This window comes from Flavobacterium sp. PL002 (assembly GCF_054165825.1).
Genome location: NZ_CM135110.1, coordinates 3,253,927 through 3,272,611 on the forward strand (window position 1 = coordinate 3,253,927; position 18,685 = coordinate 3,272,611).

The 18,685-nt window shown below is 31.3% G+C and carries 18 protein-coding genes; 4 read left to right on the forward strand and 14 right to left on the reverse strand.

Annotated elements, in window-relative coordinates:
- Positions 1–37 precede the first annotated feature (37 nt).
- The 11 genes from ACVEGE_RS14190 to ACVEGE_RS14240 form a co-directional block, all read right to left on the reverse strand.
- On the reverse strand, positions 38–1,108 hold the full coding sequence (locus ACVEGE_RS14190; protein WP_192500692.1) for a response regulator: 1,071 nt from the start codon (positions 1,106–1,108) through the stop codon (positions 38–40).
- A complete protein-coding gene (locus ACVEGE_RS14195; RefSeq protein ID WP_192500691.1) occupies positions 1,101–3,131 on the reverse strand; it encodes a PAS domain-containing sensor histidine kinase in 2,031 nt (676 codons plus the stop codon). Before ACVEGE_RS14195 ends, ACVEGE_RS14190 begins: the two co-directional genes overlap by 8 nt.
- Positions 3,124–4,191 carry a mechanosensitive ion channel family protein gene (locus ACVEGE_RS14200; RefSeq protein WP_035759224.1) on the reverse strand — a complete coding sequence of 356 codons (1,068 nt, stop codon included), beginning with the start codon at positions 4,189–4,191 and terminating at the stop codon, positions 3,124–3,126. Before ACVEGE_RS14200 ends, ACVEGE_RS14195 begins: the two co-directional genes overlap by 8 nt.
- Positions 4,192–4,330: 139 nt before the next feature.
- On the reverse strand, positions 4,331–4,708 hold the full coding sequence (locus ACVEGE_RS14205) for a hypothetical protein (protein WP_192500690.1): 378 nt from the start codon (positions 4,706–4,708) through the stop codon (positions 4,331–4,333).
- A gap of 247 nt (positions 4,709–4,955) precedes the next feature.
- The gene (locus tag ACVEGE_RS14210) at positions 4,956–5,216 is read right to left on the reverse strand and encodes a hypothetical protein (protein ID WP_108742098.1); all 261 of its coding nucleotides are present in this window, start codon (positions 5,214–5,216) and stop codon (positions 4,956–4,958) included.
- 150 nt (positions 5,217–5,366) lie between these two features.
- Positions 5,367–5,858, reverse strand: a complete 492-nt coding sequence (locus tag ACVEGE_RS14215) for a hypothetical protein (protein WP_192500689.1) — start codon at positions 5,856–5,858, stop codon at positions 5,367–5,369.
- Between the two features lie 26 nt (positions 5,859–5,884).
- A complete protein-coding gene (locus ACVEGE_RS14220; protein ID WP_192500688.1) occupies positions 5,885–6,838 on the reverse strand; it encodes an MlaD family protein in 954 nt (317 codons plus the stop codon).
- Positions 6,839–6,861: 23 nt separating this feature from the next.
- Positions 6,862–7,596 (reverse strand): ABC transporter ATP-binding protein, encoded by a 735-nt coding sequence (locus ACVEGE_RS14225; protein WP_173855780.1) that lies wholly within the window; start codon positions 7,594–7,596, stop codon positions 6,862–6,864.
- A 3-nt stretch (positions 7,597–7,599) separates the two neighbouring features.
- The gene (locus ACVEGE_RS14230) at positions 7,600–8,358 is read right to left on the reverse strand and encodes an MlaE family ABC transporter permease (protein ID WP_192500687.1); all 759 of its coding nucleotides are present in this window, start codon (positions 8,356–8,358) and stop codon (positions 7,600–7,602) included.
- Between the two features lie 466 nt (positions 8,359–8,824).
- The gene (locus ACVEGE_RS14235; protein ID WP_192500686.1) at positions 8,825–9,136 is read right to left on the reverse strand and encodes a hypothetical protein; all 312 of its coding nucleotides are present in this window, start codon (positions 9,134–9,136) and stop codon (positions 8,825–8,827) included.
- Between the two features lie 117 nt (positions 9,137–9,253).
- The gene (locus ACVEGE_RS14240) at positions 9,254–9,703 is read right to left on the reverse strand and encodes a hypothetical protein (RefSeq protein WP_173855778.1); all 450 of its coding nucleotides are present in this window, start codon (positions 9,701–9,703) and stop codon (positions 9,254–9,256) included.
- Between the two features lie 303 nt (positions 9,704–10,006).
- Between ACVEGE_RS14240 and ACVEGE_RS14245 the strand changes: the two genes are divergently transcribed.
- On the forward strand, positions 10,007–11,194 hold the full coding sequence (locus ACVEGE_RS14245; RefSeq protein WP_192500685.1) for a PAS domain-containing sensor histidine kinase: 1,188 nt from the start codon (positions 10,007–10,009) through the stop codon (positions 11,192–11,194).
- Positions 11,191–12,243: a response regulator gene (locus ACVEGE_RS14250; protein WP_192500684.1), complete on the forward strand. Its 1,053-nt coding sequence runs from the start codon at positions 11,191–11,193 to the stop codon at positions 12,241–12,243. The genes ACVEGE_RS14245 and ACVEGE_RS14250 overlap by 4 nt, the downstream gene beginning before the upstream one ends.
- Before the next feature lie 448 nt (positions 12,244–12,691).
- Here ACVEGE_RS14250 and ACVEGE_RS14255 read toward each other — a convergent pair whose 3' ends face one another.
- Together ACVEGE_RS14255 and ACVEGE_RS14260 are read right to left on the reverse strand one after the other, a co-directional pair.
- On the reverse strand, positions 12,692–13,378 hold the full coding sequence (locus ACVEGE_RS14255; RefSeq protein ID WP_192500683.1) for an SRPBCC family protein: 687 nt from the start codon (positions 13,376–13,378) through the stop codon (positions 12,692–12,694).
- A 41-nt stretch (positions 13,379–13,419) separates the two neighbouring features.
- On the reverse strand, positions 13,420–13,671 hold the full coding sequence (locus ACVEGE_RS14260; protein WP_173853876.1) for a hypothetical protein: 252 nt from the start codon (positions 13,669–13,671) through the stop codon (positions 13,420–13,422).
- Between the two features lie 528 nt (positions 13,672–14,199).
- On the opposite strand from ACVEGE_RS14260, the gene ACVEGE_RS14265 reads away from it, so the two are divergent.
- A complete protein-coding gene (locus ACVEGE_RS14265) occupies positions 14,200–16,590 on the forward strand; it encodes a glycosyltransferase (RefSeq protein WP_192500682.1) in 2,391 nt (796 codons plus the stop codon).
- Between the two features lie 64 nt (positions 16,591–16,654).
- Positions 16,655–17,686, forward strand: coding sequence for a glycoside hydrolase family 130 protein (locus ACVEGE_RS14270; RefSeq protein ID WP_192500681.1), 1,032 nt, complete (start codon positions 16,655–16,657; stop codon positions 17,684–17,686).
- A gap of 96 nt (positions 17,687–17,782) precedes the next feature.
- Here ACVEGE_RS14270 and ACVEGE_RS14275 read toward each other — a convergent pair whose 3' ends face one another.
- A complete protein-coding gene (locus ACVEGE_RS14275; protein ID WP_192500680.1) occupies positions 17,783–18,298 on the reverse strand; it encodes a DUF421 domain-containing protein in 516 nt (171 codons plus the stop codon).
- Positions 18,299–18,685 lie beyond the last annotated feature (387 nt).

An 18,685-nucleotide genomic window follows, 5' to 3' on the forward strand; every position in this document is an offset into this window, starting at 1 on the left:
TAATTCTGGATTAATGTTATAGGTAGTAAAGGAAATATTAATGATTTTTAGCAACTTGTTTTAGTTTATTTTTATTTAATAAAACTAGCCTTCTATTAGTTTCAACACCTATTAATCCTTCGTTTTTAAATTCAGTTAACATTCTAATAGCAGTTTCTGTTGCAGTACCTATAAGTCCCGCAAAATCATCTCTAGGAATGCTTATTCCAGTATGATTTTCATCCTTAATCATTCCCTTTTTGTCTAATTCTAAAAGTACTTTAGCAGTACGTTGTCGTACAGTCGCAAAAGCCATATCTACCAATTGCTCTTGGAGTTCGATAATATTATTAGAAATCATACCAAAAAATTTATTAGACACTTCTTTATTGCCATAGAGCAGTTGTGTAAAATCATCTTTCGGAATTGCCAGAACCTCCGCGTCTTCTAAAACACTAGCAGTTTCGGCATAAGTACCTGCACTAGCAAGAAGAGATAGTTGACCTATAAAATCTCCAGGACCATATAAGGCAATAACAAATTCCTTTCCTGATTCAGTTGTTCTATAGGTTTTTACATTACCACTTTGAATAAAGTACAATTGATGCGCAGCACTTCCTTCGGTAAAAATATTTTCTTTGTTTTTATATTTTTTAATGCTTCGATTTTTAGATAAATCTTCAAGATTTAAATATGTTGAAGCCTCATTAAGAAACTCATTAAAACCGTGAATACTTTTAGAATATTCTTTTTCTAAAAATTTCTTTTTCTTGATGCGACATGCTATTGCTCCTAATAAATCTTCCTCTTCAAATGGTTTGATTAGATAATCGTCTACACCTAAATTCATCCCTTTTCTGATCTCTGCTTGTCCAGATTTAGCGGTGAGAAATATAAAGGGAATACTAGCGGTTATCGTATTTTTGCTTAAAGCATCATACACACCATACCCATCTACTTCTGGCATCATAATATCACAGATAATAATATCAGGAATATGCTCTAGGGCTTTTTGAATACCAATTTTACCATTTTCGGCAGTAATAACAACGTAATTCTCTAGTTCAAGAATTTCTGCAGTATTTTCTCGTACGTCCTGATTGTCTTCAATTATAAGTATTTTACTCATTTTTTTTAGTATCTAATGGAAATTCAATATAAAAAGTAGCGCCTTCTTTTAATTCACTTTTAAAAGTAATAGTACCACCCATTAATTCAGTATACTGTTTCACAATATTGAGACCTAAACCAGTTCCTTGAATATTTGATGCGTTATTAGCGCGATAAAACCTTTGAAACATATTGTTTTGATCTTCGATAGGAATACCTATTCCTTCATCAATTATTTCAATGTTTACATGCTCATTATTACTTTTTATTTTGATAATTATTTCTTTATTTTCTTCTGAATATTTTATGGCATTAGAAACAAGATTATAAATGATATGCTTGACTAATTTTAAATCTAAAAAAGCTTCAATTATTGAATTTTCAGACTGTAGCCTTATAATTTGTCCCTTTTTTTTGATGTCCTCTAATTCTTCGAGTAATGATTTTGTGAATGCAACCAAATCGAATAATACAGGCTGAGCAATTATTTTTCCTTCTTGTAGTTTGCTCAGGGATAGAAAATCATTTAGAATTACGACCAAATTCTTTACATTCGATCTTATTTTAGACACATAATTTATTCTTTTAGCTTCTTTTCCAACACCATTTTGTTTTTCGATTAAAATAGCCGAAGATAAAATGGCGCTCAACGGAGTCCTAAACTCATGCGAAGCCATAGAAATAAAACGCGATTTTAACTCGCTCAATTCTTGTTCTTTTTTTAAGGTATTAAACATTTCAAATTCAGCCTTCTTTTGTAAAGTGATATTATTATAAACTAATAAAACTTGTTCAATAGTATTATTATCATTGTACAATGGGGTGGTATTAACTAGGTAGTGATTGTCTCTAAATTCGATTTCATAGGAGAGATGTTCCCCTTCAAGCGTTTTTACTATTTTTTCTCTGGAGATTTTCTTTATTTCATCTGAGACACCAACAACATCGCCAAGTACGGTTTTGTTTTTTACCAAATTATCAAAACCCAATGCTATAACCTCTTCCCCTTCGACAAATACAATCCTCAATTTAGAATCAACAACGGCAATAAATCCTTTAGGGAAATTATGAGAAACATTATCTAGCAATTGCTTGCTGTTTAAGGCTTTTCTTTCGGCCTCTTTGGTGACATGAATTTGGTTATTGAGATTTACATTTAATTTGGTTAATTTTTGAACAATAGCATTGAGCTCAGTAGTGCGTTCTGTTACTTTCTCTTTTAATTCAATGGTGTAATTCCGTAAATTTTCTTCACTATCTTTTAGTTGTTCTTCGGCTTTTTTTTGCTTAGTAATATCTTGAATAGTACCATACATTTCTTTTGTATTACTATTCGCATCAGATACAATTTTCCCTTTGGTTAAAACATTTCTTAAAGAACCATCGGGTCTAATAATTGTTTTTTCGTATTGATAATCTGTTTGATTTTTGATAGCAAGAGCCACTATTTTTAAAGTATTTTCTCTTTCATCTGGATGAATAAAACTACTTAAAGTGTCTTTATTGAGTCGCACATCACCAGGTTCAAGACCGTAAATTCTATAGAACTCGTTTGACCAGCTTCGTTCATTTGTTTGTAAGTTCCAATACCAGTTACCTACATGTGCAATTTGCTGGGCTTCAGCCATTCGGCTTTCACTAACGATTAAGGCATGTTTTGCAGCCATACGCTCTGTAACATCAATAATAAAAGCAATTACTACTTTTTTATTATCTATTTCTGTAGGGCTTAAGCTTATTTCTAGTTGAAATTGAGAACCATCTTTTTTTAATCCCCATAAATCCAAATCATGTCCCATACGTCTTGCCTTGGGTTTTGAATTATAGTTAGCTCTATGAGAATGGTGGGTGTTTTTAAAGCGAGAAGGAATAAGACTCTCTACATCTTGATGAATTAATTCTTGTGAACTGTAACCAAACATTTGCTCACCAGCTGGATTTGCTTTAATTATTAATCCCTTGTCATCAATGACTAAAATTCCTTCCACAGAGGAGTGAAAAATATTTTTAAAAAGTAGGTTGTCTTTTGCGCTATCACTCATTTTTACTTTTTTTAAATTCGTCTACTTGTCTTAATTTTGGTAAAGAATCAGGATAATTTTCTTGTATAAAACCTATGAGTTGTTCTCTCATTTGACAGCGTAAGGTCCAAACATCTGAGGCGTTTTTAGCACTAAACGTACAACGCAATTCCATTGCTCGATCATCGCTTTTAGTAACTAATAGTTCCCCAACTTTTTTATCCCATAGCAGGTTGTCATTTAAAAGTGCTATTAGTTTTGTTCTCAGTTTAGCAACAGGAAAAGTATAATCTACAGAAATAAAAACACTACCAATTAATTCTCTAGAACTAAAAGTCCAATTTACAAATGAGTTGTCACTAAAAAAATTAAGAGGAACAACGAGTCGCCTCCAATCCCAAGTTTTGATCACAACATAGGTAAGTGTGATATCTTCGACAGTACCAAACTCCCCTTGAATAACAACTTCATCATCAATTTTTATAGGCTGAGTAAAGGCTATTTGAAAACCCGTAATAAGATTGGCAATTGATTTTTGGGCGGCAACACCCGCAATGATACCAATTACACCTGCCGAAGTTAGTATGGTTGTACCTAATTTTCTTGCTGCAGGAATATTCCATAAAACAACAGCAATGGCAATAGTGATAATAATGATAATTGAAAAACTCTTCATGAAGCGCAGTTGCGTCAAGACTTTTCTTTCTTTGGCTTGATGGAAGCCATCAACAGTAAATTTTTGTTGTACAATTTCTTCGGCTGCATTCAATAATGCAATCAATATCCATGAGAAGTTGATAATGATTAAACTTTCAACGATTGTTTGCCAGTAAGATGCTAATCCAATAATACTAAAAGAGCTGTAGATAAATAGAAATGGTAACAGGAATTTAGCTGGTTTTTTTAAATGCTTGAGTAATTGTGCTTTTAAAACGGTTGGTTTCTTAGTGTTAGAAAATGTAAGAAGCCAAAATAACCCCCACCTTAGTAATAACCCCAATAAAATACAGCCTAAAATTACTATGCTATAAGTAATAATGGGCTTAAGAGAAAAAGAATTTATAATTTGGTTTAAATTCATAAAGCATAACAAAAATAAAGTAATGTTTAAACCTAAAAAATGACATTGGTCATCTTTTCTATTTATTTCAAAAAACCTCCAAAATCAATTGAGATTGGAGGTTTTTGTTTTTTTAATACTATTTTAAACTAGTATTTCTCTATTTTTTAAAATGATTTCTCACAAAAGCATCTTTTTCATTATCAGTCATTTTATCAGCTGGTTGTATGTCGATTTGAATACCCTTAAAATGTAAATCTTTGTTCAAGAAATTATGTAGTTCTGTTTTTGCATTGGTAGGACCAAATAACAGGACATGATTGTAATTTAAAATCGCTTTGGCAATTTCTTTGTAATAGGCCTCATGCATTTGTTGACGCTTGTTGTGCATTCCTTTTTCGCTGTCACTCAATGCAGCTTCTTTTGTCTCAAAAGTAAAGTTAGAAACGATCGTATGGGTGTTTTCTTTATCATGTAAATCAATTAAATACGCTTTTTCATGATCCATCCAAATGCCTAAGTTTTTATGTAGTTCCATTTTATTTTTTATTTATTGATTAATTATGGGGTAGTGGTACAGTTCGTTTTTTTTACCGTTATCAGCTTGATTGCTTGCTAAATGCTGATTTCATAAACAACTGTTTTTGGCTGTAGCCAAAGCGTTCTTTTTAAAATTGAAAATTCAGGAATTGCATTAGAGTATAAAACAAAGATTCTGTTTTGTACTGCTATGATACATCCTCGATTATCAAGCTACAATGATGCTAAGGTCTACTAATGCTTTATTAAAGAACTGCACCTTCAAGAATGGGTTCGTTTTTTAGAATTTCTTTTTTTAACTCCTTTTTGACTTTCTTGACTTTTTTAGCACTCTTTTTTTTAATTTTGGTGATGGTTCCTTTTGTTTCTTTATTGATTTTTTTTGCTAATTTTTTAGCAGCCGAATCAATTTTCTTTATTATTTTCTTAGTGCTAGCCTTTGCTAGAATTGCATTAGTAAGAGCGGCAGAAATTTCGCCCGTCATTTTTTTAGATTTTGCTTTCATGATATTATTTTTAGTTTGTAATTATCAGGATTATTTTGAGATAAGACTTAATTGATAATAAAAGCTAATTTCCAACTTTATAACGAACAACGAAATGACCTAGATCAGTTATAAAATTGATTTAAAACAGCTTAGCTAGAAAATTGAAAACTAATGCTTAGCAGGTACATCAGGTAAGTTCATCTCGTTTATGTGGATGTCTACTTTTTTCCATGTTGATTTATCTAAGGCAGTAGTATCTACAGCGGTTGTCCAATCTATAAGTGGTACGACTTTAAAGCGTTCTACTACGCGCTCTCTATACCCAAAAGCAAACCTACTGGCTTTCAGTTGAAACTCAATTGTTTTGTTTCCGTTTTGAATATTTTTATAAATAACTGTCTGTGTTTTCCAATCTCCTTCCCAAGTAAAAAAAGCCTTTCCTAAAGTGATGCCTCCAATAATTAAAAAAGTGATTAATATTGATTTATCAGTTCGTAATTTACCAAACAAGTGGCCTATAATTATTACAAATGTTGCTGCAGCAATAAATAACACTATAAAGTGTAAGATGGAACTATTGATATAGAGTGACGTATAACGGTTAAGCAATACTAATGCAGCTGTTACAATAAAAAGAATGTAAATTAGGATGTGTTTCATGTTGTTTTATTTTTAATAAAGAAGTTTTATTTATTTGATTTTGCGTCCTCAATTTTCTTTTTTTCTTTTTCTTTTTTTCTAAAAAAGCCTCTTAAAATAAAATTATGCTTCGCTGCTTCTTCTAATTCGTTTAATTTTTTGGTACCAGTTTGTAAGTTAGTCATGGTAGAATCTAATGATTTTGCTAATTTTGCATCAGTTAATAATTTAGAAACAATTCCATTTCCGTTATTAAGAGTAGCGGTGAAAGTATTAATATCAGCGGTGCTTTTTTCTAAACCAGACAATGATTTCTTGATGCTATTGGTATAGTACGGGTCGGTCATGAGCTTGGAGAATGTACCGTTTTTATCATTCATTTTTTTTGTAAAAAGTACAAATTGATCGGATCCTTCTTCTAAATTTAGCATGGATTTTTGGACACTTTTGGCTAATTGTGGATCTGTCAAAATCTTTGATAACATGCCTTCACCATTATTAATTTTATAACTAAATTCAGATAACTCTTTTGTAATAACCTCAGCGTTATCAATACTTTTTTTAAGGCCTGACATCAAATCCTGTAGTTCAACCTCTTCGATTGACGCAATATAGCTATCGTCTTCAACCACTCTGTCTGACTTATTTCCTGGAGAAATAGTAACCACTTTGTCTCCCATCAACCCATCTGAACCAATACTCGCTAATGCGTCGGTTTTAATATATTGTTGCACTTCATTTTTGATAACCATAACGACCACAACAGAAGAGTCAGATATAAATTCGATTTCCTTAATAGAGCCTATATTTATACCTGATAGTAGCACGTTGTTATCTACCTTAAGACCGCTTACATTTTTGAATTTTGTTTTTAATTGGAATGTAGAACCAAAAAGGTTTTGGCTGCTGCCAATAAAATATAAAGTCGCAAAAAAGACTAGGAGTCCTATAATGACGAACATTCCTAATTTCCAGATATAGTTTGAATTTCTTTTCTTCATGGTGGTAATTTTATTACTGTTTTTTAATTAAAAAAGGAACGTACCCAATCATCAGCACTGTTTTCTAATTCTTCATAGGAACCTTCAGTATGAATTACGCCATCTTTCAAAATCATAATGCGATTCCCTGTCATTTTTGCGCAAGCAATATCATGCGTAATGATGATGGAAGTAGTCTTGTATTTTTTTTGTACAGATAAGATTAATTCATCAATTTCTCTTGCTGTTATTGTATCCAGTCCCGCAGTAGGCTCATCATATAAAATGATTTCAGGCTTTATAATGAGGGTTCTTGCTAGACCTATTCGTTTTACCATTCCTCCAGATAATTCAGATGGCATGCTATCAATAGCTTCTTCTAAGCCTACGTTTTCAAGTACTTCTAAAATTTGTGCATCTACTTCTTCATCTTTAAGATGAGGTGTGTGGTGTTTTAATGTAAAAGCCAAGTTGTCTCTCACCGACATGGAGTCATATAAGGCGCCACTTTGAAAGAGGAATCCAATGCGTAACCGAATTGCATTTAGTTCTTTATAGTTCATTTTAGCAATATCATTCCCAAAAATGTTTAACTCTCCCTCATCAGCATCAATGAGTCCAACTAGGCATTTAATGGTAACTGATTTCCCAGAACCGGAGCGACCGAGTATCACTAGATCTTCTCCCTTATTTACGGTAAGATTAATGCCTCTCAAGACTTTGTTTTTACCAAATGACTTTTGGAGATTTTTAATTACTATGACAGGTTCTTTTTGCATCTTTTAGAAAAATAAATCAGTTATTTGAACGGCAAGCATATCGATAATAAAAATGATAAGCGACGATAAAACCACGGCCGAATTTGCTGCCATACCTACGCTAGCAGTTCCTTTTTTAGCATTGAAGCCTTTATAGCAACCTATTAGTCCAATAAAGAATCCAAAAAAGAATGTTTTTATCGTAGCTGGTAATAAATCCAAAAAATCAAGGTGTTCAATAACTTCAGAAAAGTAGCGTAACAGTCCCAAACTCCCGTGTACATTGTAACCAATGTAACCACCAAAGATCCCAATAAAATCAGCATAGAATACTAAAATTGGGATCATAATAGTTGTTGCAAGTATGCGCGTGTTGACTAAATATTTATAAGGGTTTATAGCAGAAACTTCCATAGCATCTATTTGTTCAGATACTTTCATAGAACCAAGTTCAGCACCAATTCCTGAAGCTATTTTCCCAGCACAAATAAGCGCTGTAATTACGGGTGCAATTTCTCTAATTAACGATAACGAAACCATACTGGGTAACCAAGATTCGGCTCCAAATTTGGTCATAGTAGGTCTAGACTGAATAGTAAGCACTAACCCCATTATAAATCCTGTAATGGAAACTAAAGGCAATGACTTAAAACCTATTGCATAGCACTGACGAATAAATTCATTACTATAAAACGGTCGTGTAAATATTTCCCGAAAGAACCTTCCAGCAAACATAGAGAGTTTGCCCGCTTCATAGAATTTTTTTTTGAGGTAGGCTATCATTATTTTAAGTATTGATTTTTATAAAATACAAAGCGGCTTTTCTTTTTAGAATACTACGTTTTTTTATAAAAATGCATTCCAGTTAGGACCTTTAAAGCAAACTTAAAAGGTGAAATTTCTTCTCTTGACTAGATGCATTTATTTGTTATATAGTATCAAGCTATTGCAGTATCATGTAGTAAAAGTACTTTACTGGTAGACGCTATAAAATGACTTAGGTCATGTCATTTTGTGATGGGAGTCACATTTTTAAATCATATAATTTTGATTTTTACAATTAGATTTTGATACCGCTTTAGTATTACTGTAAGCAATGTTATTTTACAGAAGAGGATGTGAATAGCGGTGATAAATTAAATAGTGATTTTAGAATAAAAGTAAAAGAAGCATTTTAAAAAATTAGCTATTGAATTTTGTTACAAACCAACTTATAGGCAGTAGTAAGTATTATATTTTTTTGGTTTTGTTATTTATGAATGTCATTTACAACACGCATGAAATCAGCAGTTGCTGTATCAGCAGTAGTTCCGTAACCATCTACTAAGGTTCCTTTTTCATTATCATCAGTTTCAATTGCATACATAATAGCACTATCGTCTTGACTTGACGCTCCTTCAAAGCGATAAAAATGTACTATATTTATTTGCTTAGGCTTATAGTTTTTATTTGTTTTAAGCGAAGTTAATATTTCTCCATTTACTTCAAATTGAGATGTAAATCCTAACTTTTCTACATCGGCTAATACTGTTATTAAACTATCCATTTTTATTTTTTCCATGATTAATTAATTTTGCTAAGTGTGAAAAAGAGATAACAATTCTTGATTATTTTTCAAAGTTGAGAAAATACTTTGAAATTGAAAATGACCTTCATCAGTTAATAAAATGATTTGGTATTAAACTGAAAGAAAGAAAGTATCCCTATTAAATTGTCCTAATTCAAATTGCCCATTCATATTCATGGCATTCTTAATGATTTTATTTAATTTAATAATATCGTTTGATTTTTTAATATAAATATTGGCTCCAGCCATAAAAATGTCTTCATCACAAAATGCTGCCGTTGAATCATAAACCACAATAGAAAGGTCTTTGTTTTTTAAATCTTTCCTTATAGTGACGATTTCATTAATACATTTACGGACATTTTCATTCAAGTAGAAAAATAGAATAGGAGTGACTATATTAGGAACCTCCTTTAAATGCTGAAGGCATAATTCTATATTTTGGTATAATGATATGGGGTTTTTTGACCCAAGATTAATTAAAGCCGACTGAAAAACATTCATTGCTTTAGCATCGTCCTTTATAAGAAGCATGCATAATGGTAGCGATTTATATGACATCGAAATATATTTTGAATTATAGCAGCAAAGAAGCAATAAAAGGCATCAATTGTAAGTGATGACAAGCACTATAAAGTATGATTAATATCACTTTGTTGTATTAGAAAGCCATATTGTAATTAGTTTAGCTGTTTTAAGCAAAGAATATCTCTTTAAAATGAAAGAAAAAACAGCGGTTATTTCTTTTTGTGTTAAAATAATAGCTATGTGTGAATTGTGAAGCAGTAATGACTTACAAATTGATTTACTGTTTTTAAATAGTCGTCCTTTATCGTGATCATCCTAATTTGATCGATTGTTTAGATGAATAACGCCGCTCTTTTATATGCTCTTGTACAAAATGCTTTGGATGGAATAATTACTATTGATGAAAAGGGAATAATTGAATCAATTAATCCTGCTGGTTGTATTTTATTTGATTATCTCGAAGAAGAAGTTATAGGTCAGAATATTTCTATGTTAATGCCATCTGATGATAGAAGAAGACACGATAATTATTTAGAAAAGTATAAAAACACGAAAAAACCAAGTATAATAGGCACAGGTAGGGAATTAATTGGGTTGCGTAAAGGTGGTCAACGATTTCCTATGAAGCTTGGTGTTAGTGAAGTGCAATTTTCTGGAAAAACAATGTATGCAGGATTTATTCATGATCTCTCTAAACAGAAAATGGATGAAGAGCGTTTTAAAAATTACGCTACAGAACTTGAAGAGTTGGTTGAAGTAAGAACAAAGTCACTTAATGATACAATTGATGCCTTAGAAAAGGCCAAAGAGAAAGTGAGTATATCTTTAGTTAAGGAAAAAGAACTTAGTAGATTAAAAAATAGATTTCTATCGATGGCATCCCATGAGTTTAGGACTCCACTTAGTACAGTGCAATTATCTGCCTCATTAATTGAAAAATATGCTGAATCATTTCAAAGTGAGCCTATTAATAAACACGTGAATAAAATTAAAAATTCAGTGATGAATTTAACGGCTATACTGAATGACTTTCTTTATGTTGAAAAATTAGAAGTAGGAAAAATGATGGTCAGTTTCAGTAGTTTTGATTTGATGAAGTTTAGTAAAGAATTAACCGAAGAAATGCAACTTTTGGCGAAAGCCAGTCAAAATATTAATTATAAGCATATAGGAGATCAAACGATGGTATCTCTAGATGCAAATTTATTAAAGAACTGTGCTATTAATTTGATTACAAATGCTATAAAATATTCAGGAGATATATGTAGTATTGATTTTACAACAGAAATTTATAATTCAGAATGTATTTTATCAGTACACGATAACGGAATAGGTATTCCCTTAGAAGAACAAAAATACTTGTTTCAAGCTTTTTTTAGAGCGCACAATACCGGCAGTATTCCAGGAACAGGTCTTGGATTAAATATTGTTAGTAGGTATGTTTCTTTAATGAAAGGAACAGCCAAATTTACAAGTAATGCGCAGGACGGAACAACATTTATATTAAAATTTCCTATATCATGAGCAAAGTATTAATTATAGAAGATCATAATGACATTAGAGAAAATATTGTAGAAATTCTCACTTTGAGTGGCTACACTGTTTTTCAAGCCAATAATGGTAAAGTAGGAGTAGAGTCTGCTATTTTAAACTTGCCCGATATTATTTTATGTGATATTATGATGCCTGAGCTTGATGGTTATGGTGTTTTGTACTTGCTTAACAAAAATCCTGAAACAAGCACAATTCCTTTTATTTTCATTACAGCTAAATCAGAACGACCAGATTTAAGAAAAGCCATGGAAATGGGGGCTGATGATTACTTGACAAAGCCATTTGACGATATGGAACTTTTACAAGCGATAGAAAGCAGATTAAACAAAAAAAAATCAGAACAAGATTTTTATAAAAATGCTCTAGCAAGCAATGAAAAGGTAAATGGTCCTAAACAAGGCATAGGGGAACTGAAAAAATTAATAGAAGAGCATGTTCACAGACCTTTTAAGAAAAACCAAACCATTCATTACGAAGGTGATCGTGCATTAGGGATTTATTTAGTAATCTCAGGAAAGGTAAAAACAGTAAAAATGGCTGAAGATGGCCGGGAACTTATGACTGGAATTTATCATAGTAACGATTTTTTAGGAATAAATACCATCCTTTGCCATGAAACATTTACTGATACTGCAACAGCTCTAGAAGATAGTGAACTGTGTTTTTTTCCAAAAGAAGAACTTGAAGAGCTACTAAAACGCTATCCAGACGTAGCTGAAAAATTCATTAAAATTCTATCTAATGAAATTCGTTCTAAGGATACCCATTTGCTATTATTAGCCTATCAATCTGTTCGAAAAAGAATAGCAGAATCATTAATTAAACTTTTTGAGTTAGAAGATGAGGTTCAGGGCAATAGTATTAAGGTAACAAGAGATGATCTTGCAGCTATGTCAGGAACAGCATCAGAAACGGTAAGTAGAACCTTAACAGAGTTTAGAAACGAAGGTTTGATTGAAAAAAAAGGAAGCCACATCAAAGTTTTAGATTATAATAAAATATGTAAAATGAAAAATTAATAGTGTAATTATTAACTATTGAGTTTTTATAAAGCAAAATAGATTAGAGTTGCAACCAGGGTAATAATAAGGTGAACTCCAAAAACAGGAATATAATAACCAGTAAAATCTATTTATAATTTTCGATGCTGTTCCAACTGGCAATTTGCACTAATTAATAAGTGTGATTTGAATTTTTCTATTATAAATTAAGGTGCCTAGTTAGCTATCTTAAAGAATAAATTTCATGTTTGGATTTTATGATGCCAAATAAAATAATTAAAGATTGTGATGAAACCGCATAAAAAGCCAATCGAAAACTTCATAATTTACGATGTGGAATCGTGCAAAGTTTTACAATAATAACAATAACTATAGACCAATATAGTCCATAGTTATCGATTACTGTTTATTCAATTATAAATTTTGTAACCAGTCTGGATTAAATAAAAGGTAGACTAGTAAAATATTACTTCATGTCTTTTAAATTTTCAATAAAAGATTTAAAATTATTAAGGTCTTTTTTAACTAAACTTTTGAAGTACGGATTTAAAAATTGTGCAGCCTTTTCGCCTGCGCTGCCTAGTGGTGCATGATAGGAAATAATGATATCCACATCAGTAGTATTTCCTTTTGGTGTAAAGGAAACTTTACCAGTATTCTCTACCGTAGCATTTTCAATAGATTGCCAACTAATTACAGTATCAGTTACCTCTCTTACAATTTCAGCTTTCCAAGTTAATGAACCTAATCCAGCTGGGCCTTTAGCAGTCCATTCAGATAAATTATGATCGATAATCTTTACACTCTCCAAGTGATTCATAAATTTAGGGAGATTTTCAATATTTCTCCAGAAAGCATATACTTCACCCATAGGCTTATTAATAGTTTCTTTTAATCGGATAGTAATATTTGAAGAGGAATCTTCTTTAATATGCTCAATCGCACTGTAAACAGGGCAGTAGCCTGTTAGTCCTCTTAACAACATTCCGCTTGCCGCAGTTGTTTTAGTAATGTTCTTTTTCTTTTTAGATAAGGCTTTATATAATAGGTAACTTCCTGCAGCGACCATTAATACACGCTCTAATTTAGGGACGTTTGCTTTTATAAGAGATTCATTTTTGTCTAACTTGTTTTTACTTATTGCTTTACTCATGATGTTTGTTTTTGTTGAAGTTTTCTTTTATTAGATTAAATTTAATCAGCCAACACCTCTTTTTTACGAGAGATTTCAGTCATTTTATAGTACAAACCAATAGACAATACAGGAACTGAAAGTGCTTCTACAAACGAAGCCGCTTTAGCTTTTCCAGCATGTTTTAGTCCGCTGGACAGTAACCATGCTACTGCACCTGCACCTAATAAATAATTTGCAGGAACTTCAGAAAGTGCCTTATCGAGATTTTCCTTTAAGTTTTCTAAACTTTCCATGTTGATTAAATTTTCCATTTTTTATAATTTATGTTTGTAATAGTATCATTTTGAGGATCAATTTTTTTATTCGACATAGTAAAAGCCAATTAATTATTGATAACCCAAAAATACAACTGTCTTACTATAGAATATTTATACAATTATAGTTCTGTTTTATAAAATTATATCCTTAGTATGATAATCTTTGAGAATAAAGTGATTGAATTTTAAGAGACATTAACGTAACATTATTGACTTATTATACTATTTTTTTAAACAAATAAATAGGTTTAAAACTTATTTTAGGTTCTTTAATTTGATGTTTTATGTAGCTTAGGTCTGTAAAATAATTAGTAACAAACAGCTAGCATTCCTTACGAAATATCAAATTCAAAAGTACAATTTTTTAAAGAGGGATACTATTGTAATATAATACGGTAAGTATTGACAGTCATAAGGTTAAATATTATAATAAATACCAAAAATAGTATAAATATAAGTGTCGATTTTAGGCTTAAATTTGGATTAAACAAACAAATATAAATCGACAAACAAATAATAGGGATGAAAACTTTAACAACTAAATCAAAAATAGTATTTCTTTCGACTTATCCACCTACACAATGTGGCATTGCAACTTTTACGGAAGATACAGTTAACGCAATTAATAAAGCGTATGGAAAAAGCATCAATTGCGAAATTTGCGAAGTAACTTTTAAAGGAGAAGCCGCTCCTGATTCTGCTTACCATTTACCATCAAAAGACAAAGCTGCATATACTACTGTAGCTAAAGAAATTAATAAAGACCCTGATGTTAAACTCGTGCACATTCAGCACGAATTTGGATTATTTGGTGGTCAATATGGAGATTATCTTTTAGACTTTTTAGATACAATTAAAAAACCAATTGCTTATACTTTTCACAGTGTGATTCCTAATCCTGACGAAAAACTAAAAGCAATTGTACAATTGTTATGCAGTTATTCTCAAGCTATTTTTGTCATGACTAACAAGTCTAAAAAAATCTTGATGGAAGATTATGGAATTCCGCTAGAGCATATCGCCTTTGTCCCACACGGCACCCACTTAGTTAATTACGAAAATACGGATAAAGCAAAGAAGAAACTAGATTTACAAGACCGATTAATTCTTTCCACTTTTGGATTATTAGGAGAAGGAAAAAGTATAGAAACAGGATTAAAAGCCTTGCCTAAAATTGTCGAGAAATTTCCGAATATATTGTATTTAGTACTAGGAAAAACACACCCCAATACCATTGTTGATAATTTAGACGTTTATAGAAACTCATTAGAAGCAATAGTTACCGACCTAAATTTAGAAAATAATGTACGTTTTGTAAATGAATATTTAGAGGTAGACCAACTCCTAGATTATTTAAAAGCGACTGATGTTTATTTATTTACTTCCAAAGATCCCAACCAAGCGGTCAGCGGTACTTTCTCCTATGCAATGAGCTGTTCTTGTCCTATTGTTGCGAGTAAGATTCCGCATACTTTAGAGAGCTTAACAGCTGACATAGGTATTTTAGCTGATATTCAAAACGAAGATCAATTTGCAACAGCAACATTAAAATTACTAGGTGATGCTAATTTAAGAGCACACATGGCTTTGAACGCTTACGCAAAAACTACGCAAACTTCTTGGGAAAATACGGCTATAAAACACATAAAAACATATCAAAAGATTGCTAAAGATTTGGTAAAAACTAAAATCACCTATCCTGAAATAAAAATGGATCATCTAAAAGCGATGACTACAAATATAGGTATGATTCAATTTTGTAAAATATCAGAACCAGACTTGGATTCAGGTTACACGCTAGATGATAACGCTAGAGCATTAATTACAATGTGTAAACATTACCAGTTAACTGGAGATCAATCAGACATTAGCTATATGAACACGTATGTTGATTTTATCCAAAGATGCCAACTTTCGGATGGAAATTTCATTAACTATGTAGACCAACACAATCAAATCGAAGCAAGAAACAAAGATGAAAATTTAGAAGATTCTAACGGAAGAGCCATTTGGTCCTTAGGATATTTATTATCATTGAATGAAACAATACTTCCAGCTTCACTTAGGGATAAAGCAAATGGATGTATCGATAAAGCACTGTCTTGTGCAAAAAACCTTCATTCACCTCGAGCTATTGGTTTTACAATAAAAGGATTGTCTTATCTCTATAGTGTGACACCCTCCTCTATAGTTGCTCAAATAATTGATGATTTGGCACAAAAAATTAAAGTAATTTATACAGCCTCATATTCTAAAAATTGGAATTGGTTTGAGGATAAACTTACCTATGCTAACAGTATTTTGCCTGAAGCATTATTACTATCTTATTTGGTAACAGGAAAAGAGACTACTAAAACAATTGCATTAGATTCTATGAATTTTTTAATTTCTAAAATGTTTGTTGATGGACAATTTAAAATAATCAGCAATAAAGGCTGGCATAAAAAAGGAGTTGTACCACATCAATATGGAGAACAACCTATTGAGGCATGTTACATGATGCACGCTTTGGATTTATTCTACAAGACTTTTGGTGATGATGTCTATAAAAAAAATATGAAATTGGCATTTGACTGGTTTTTAGGAAACAATCATTTAAATCACATTATGTACAATCCAATTACAGGAGGTTGTTATGATGGTCTTGAAGAAGAAAATGTCAATTTAAATCAAGGTGCTGAGTCTACGGTTTGTTACTTATCGGCACGTCTTTTAATAGAAACTTATACGTCAAGAGGCAAGATCATACAGCTTCCTAAAATTAAGGAACATACAACTGAAAAACCTTCTTATCTATTATTAAGTGACCATACAGCTACAGCAAATAGGGCAGAGGAACATTCGATAAAAAGCAAAAGTTATATTTTGAACACCAATAAAATGATGCGCTCTAATAAAGTAAAGAAAGCTTAAATCAATTGGTTTTTTTTAGTTTAAAAAAATAGATTCGTTTTAATTATACTAAATAGCAAGTAAAATGATTACAGTTAAAAAAGAAGGCGTTATTCTCAAGGAAACTAAATTAGAGTTTGAAAATGATGGTGTGCTGAATCCTGCAATTTTACAGGATGGAAATACGGTTCATATTTTTTATCGCGCGGTGAGACGAGGCAATTATTCCACTATTGGTTATGCCAAACTAGAGGGGCCACTTAATGTTATTGATCGAAAGCAAGAGCCCTTAATTATACCTTCTACCGAAGATGAAGTTCACGGTATTGAAGATCCAAGAATTGTTGAGATAGAAAATACGTATTACATGACATACACAGCTTATGATGGCGTAAATGCGCTAGGTTGTTATGCTACTTCTATTGATTTAATTAAATTTGAAAAACACGGAATAATGGTACCGCAATTAAATTACCATGAATTTAACCGATTAACACAATGCAATGGCCATCTAAACGATAAATACAACCGATTTAATGTTCACGATGATGATAAAAATGAACGCGATAGAAAAACGTTTCTTTCAGATAAAAATGTTGTTTTTTTTCCGAGATTAATCAATGGTAAATTCACTTTTTTACACCGTATTAGACCCGATATTCAAATAGCTTCCGTAGCAAATTTAAAAGACTTGAATAAAGATTTCTGGACACAGTATTTGCTACACTTCAAAGAGCATATTTTAATGACATCTGTATACGATCATGAAATAAGTTACATTGGTGGTGGCTGCCCGCCTATAGAAACAGAAGCAGGTTGGCTTTTAATTTATCACGGTGTGCATGATTCGGCGCAAGGTTATGTCTATGCTGCATGTGCCGCTTTACTTGATCTTGATGATCCTACAAAAGAAATTGCTAGACTGCCTTATCCTTTATTTAAACCTGATTTAAAATGGGAATTATCAGGATATGTGAGCAATGTAGTTTTTCCAACAGGTACTTCATTGTTTGATGGTAGATTGTACATTTATTACGGAGCCGCTGATAAGCGTATAGCAGTTGCTTCAGTAGATTTTGAAGAATTAATTACAGAGTTATTACAATATAAAATTTAATGCACCTATTTTAATCGCAAAACTACTTTTAAAAAATAGTTTTGCGTTTTTTTAATTTTGTAACCAACTTATTTTAATGTTTTCTATTCATTATAATTAATCCAATAGTGTTTTTATTGGTGGGGCTTCTACATCTTTAATATGCTCGATTACTGATAAACTACCATCTGTTTCTAGAACAATTGCATCAGTCTCTTCTAATGAGCTATATCCTTTTTTTCTAATAATTGCCCATATTTCATCTTCATCAATTCTTTCCTTTAGCATATTAGCCTTTAGTAATTGCCCTTTGTAAGCCATTAATGTAGGTGATGATTTTACAAGCTCGCTTACTTTTTTATTTCGTGAAGAGAAATAGGTAATTAAATATTGAAAAAAAACCAACATTGCAAAAGCAAGTATTCCCTCTGAAAGGCTTACATCTTTACTTAGAATTACAGTGGCAAATATGGAACCTATGGCTATTGTAATAATCAAGTCAAAAGCATTCATTTTAGATAAAGTACGTTTTCCTGATATTCTTAATATTAAAATTAATGCTGGGTAAGCAATAATGGTAATAATTATAACACGGATAATGCTATACCAATTGCTGAAAAATATTTTATCCATTTCGTTACGTTTTAGTAGTATTTATAAAATAGTGTACGGCTCATTTAAAAAATTATTACTCTTTCATAAATTTATTTTATTAGCGCATAACGCAATGCTAATTTAATAAAAGGAATAATACTATACAATTAAGGAGCTGTAGGTTTGTGAATTTTTACTATTGTTAAGCACTATTTATTGAAAATTTCTTTATGGTTTAAATTTTAATTAACAACATTATTTTGTTTTAATACTAATGAGAATTCTATAATAAGTAGTGAGAATAATGTAAAATGAATAATACTTTCTGTATTAATTTTAATATCAATAAAACACAGATAGATAAGGAGTTAAAAACGACTCTTTTGGTGTTTTTAAATTATTGAATGCTATATTTAACTAGAAAAT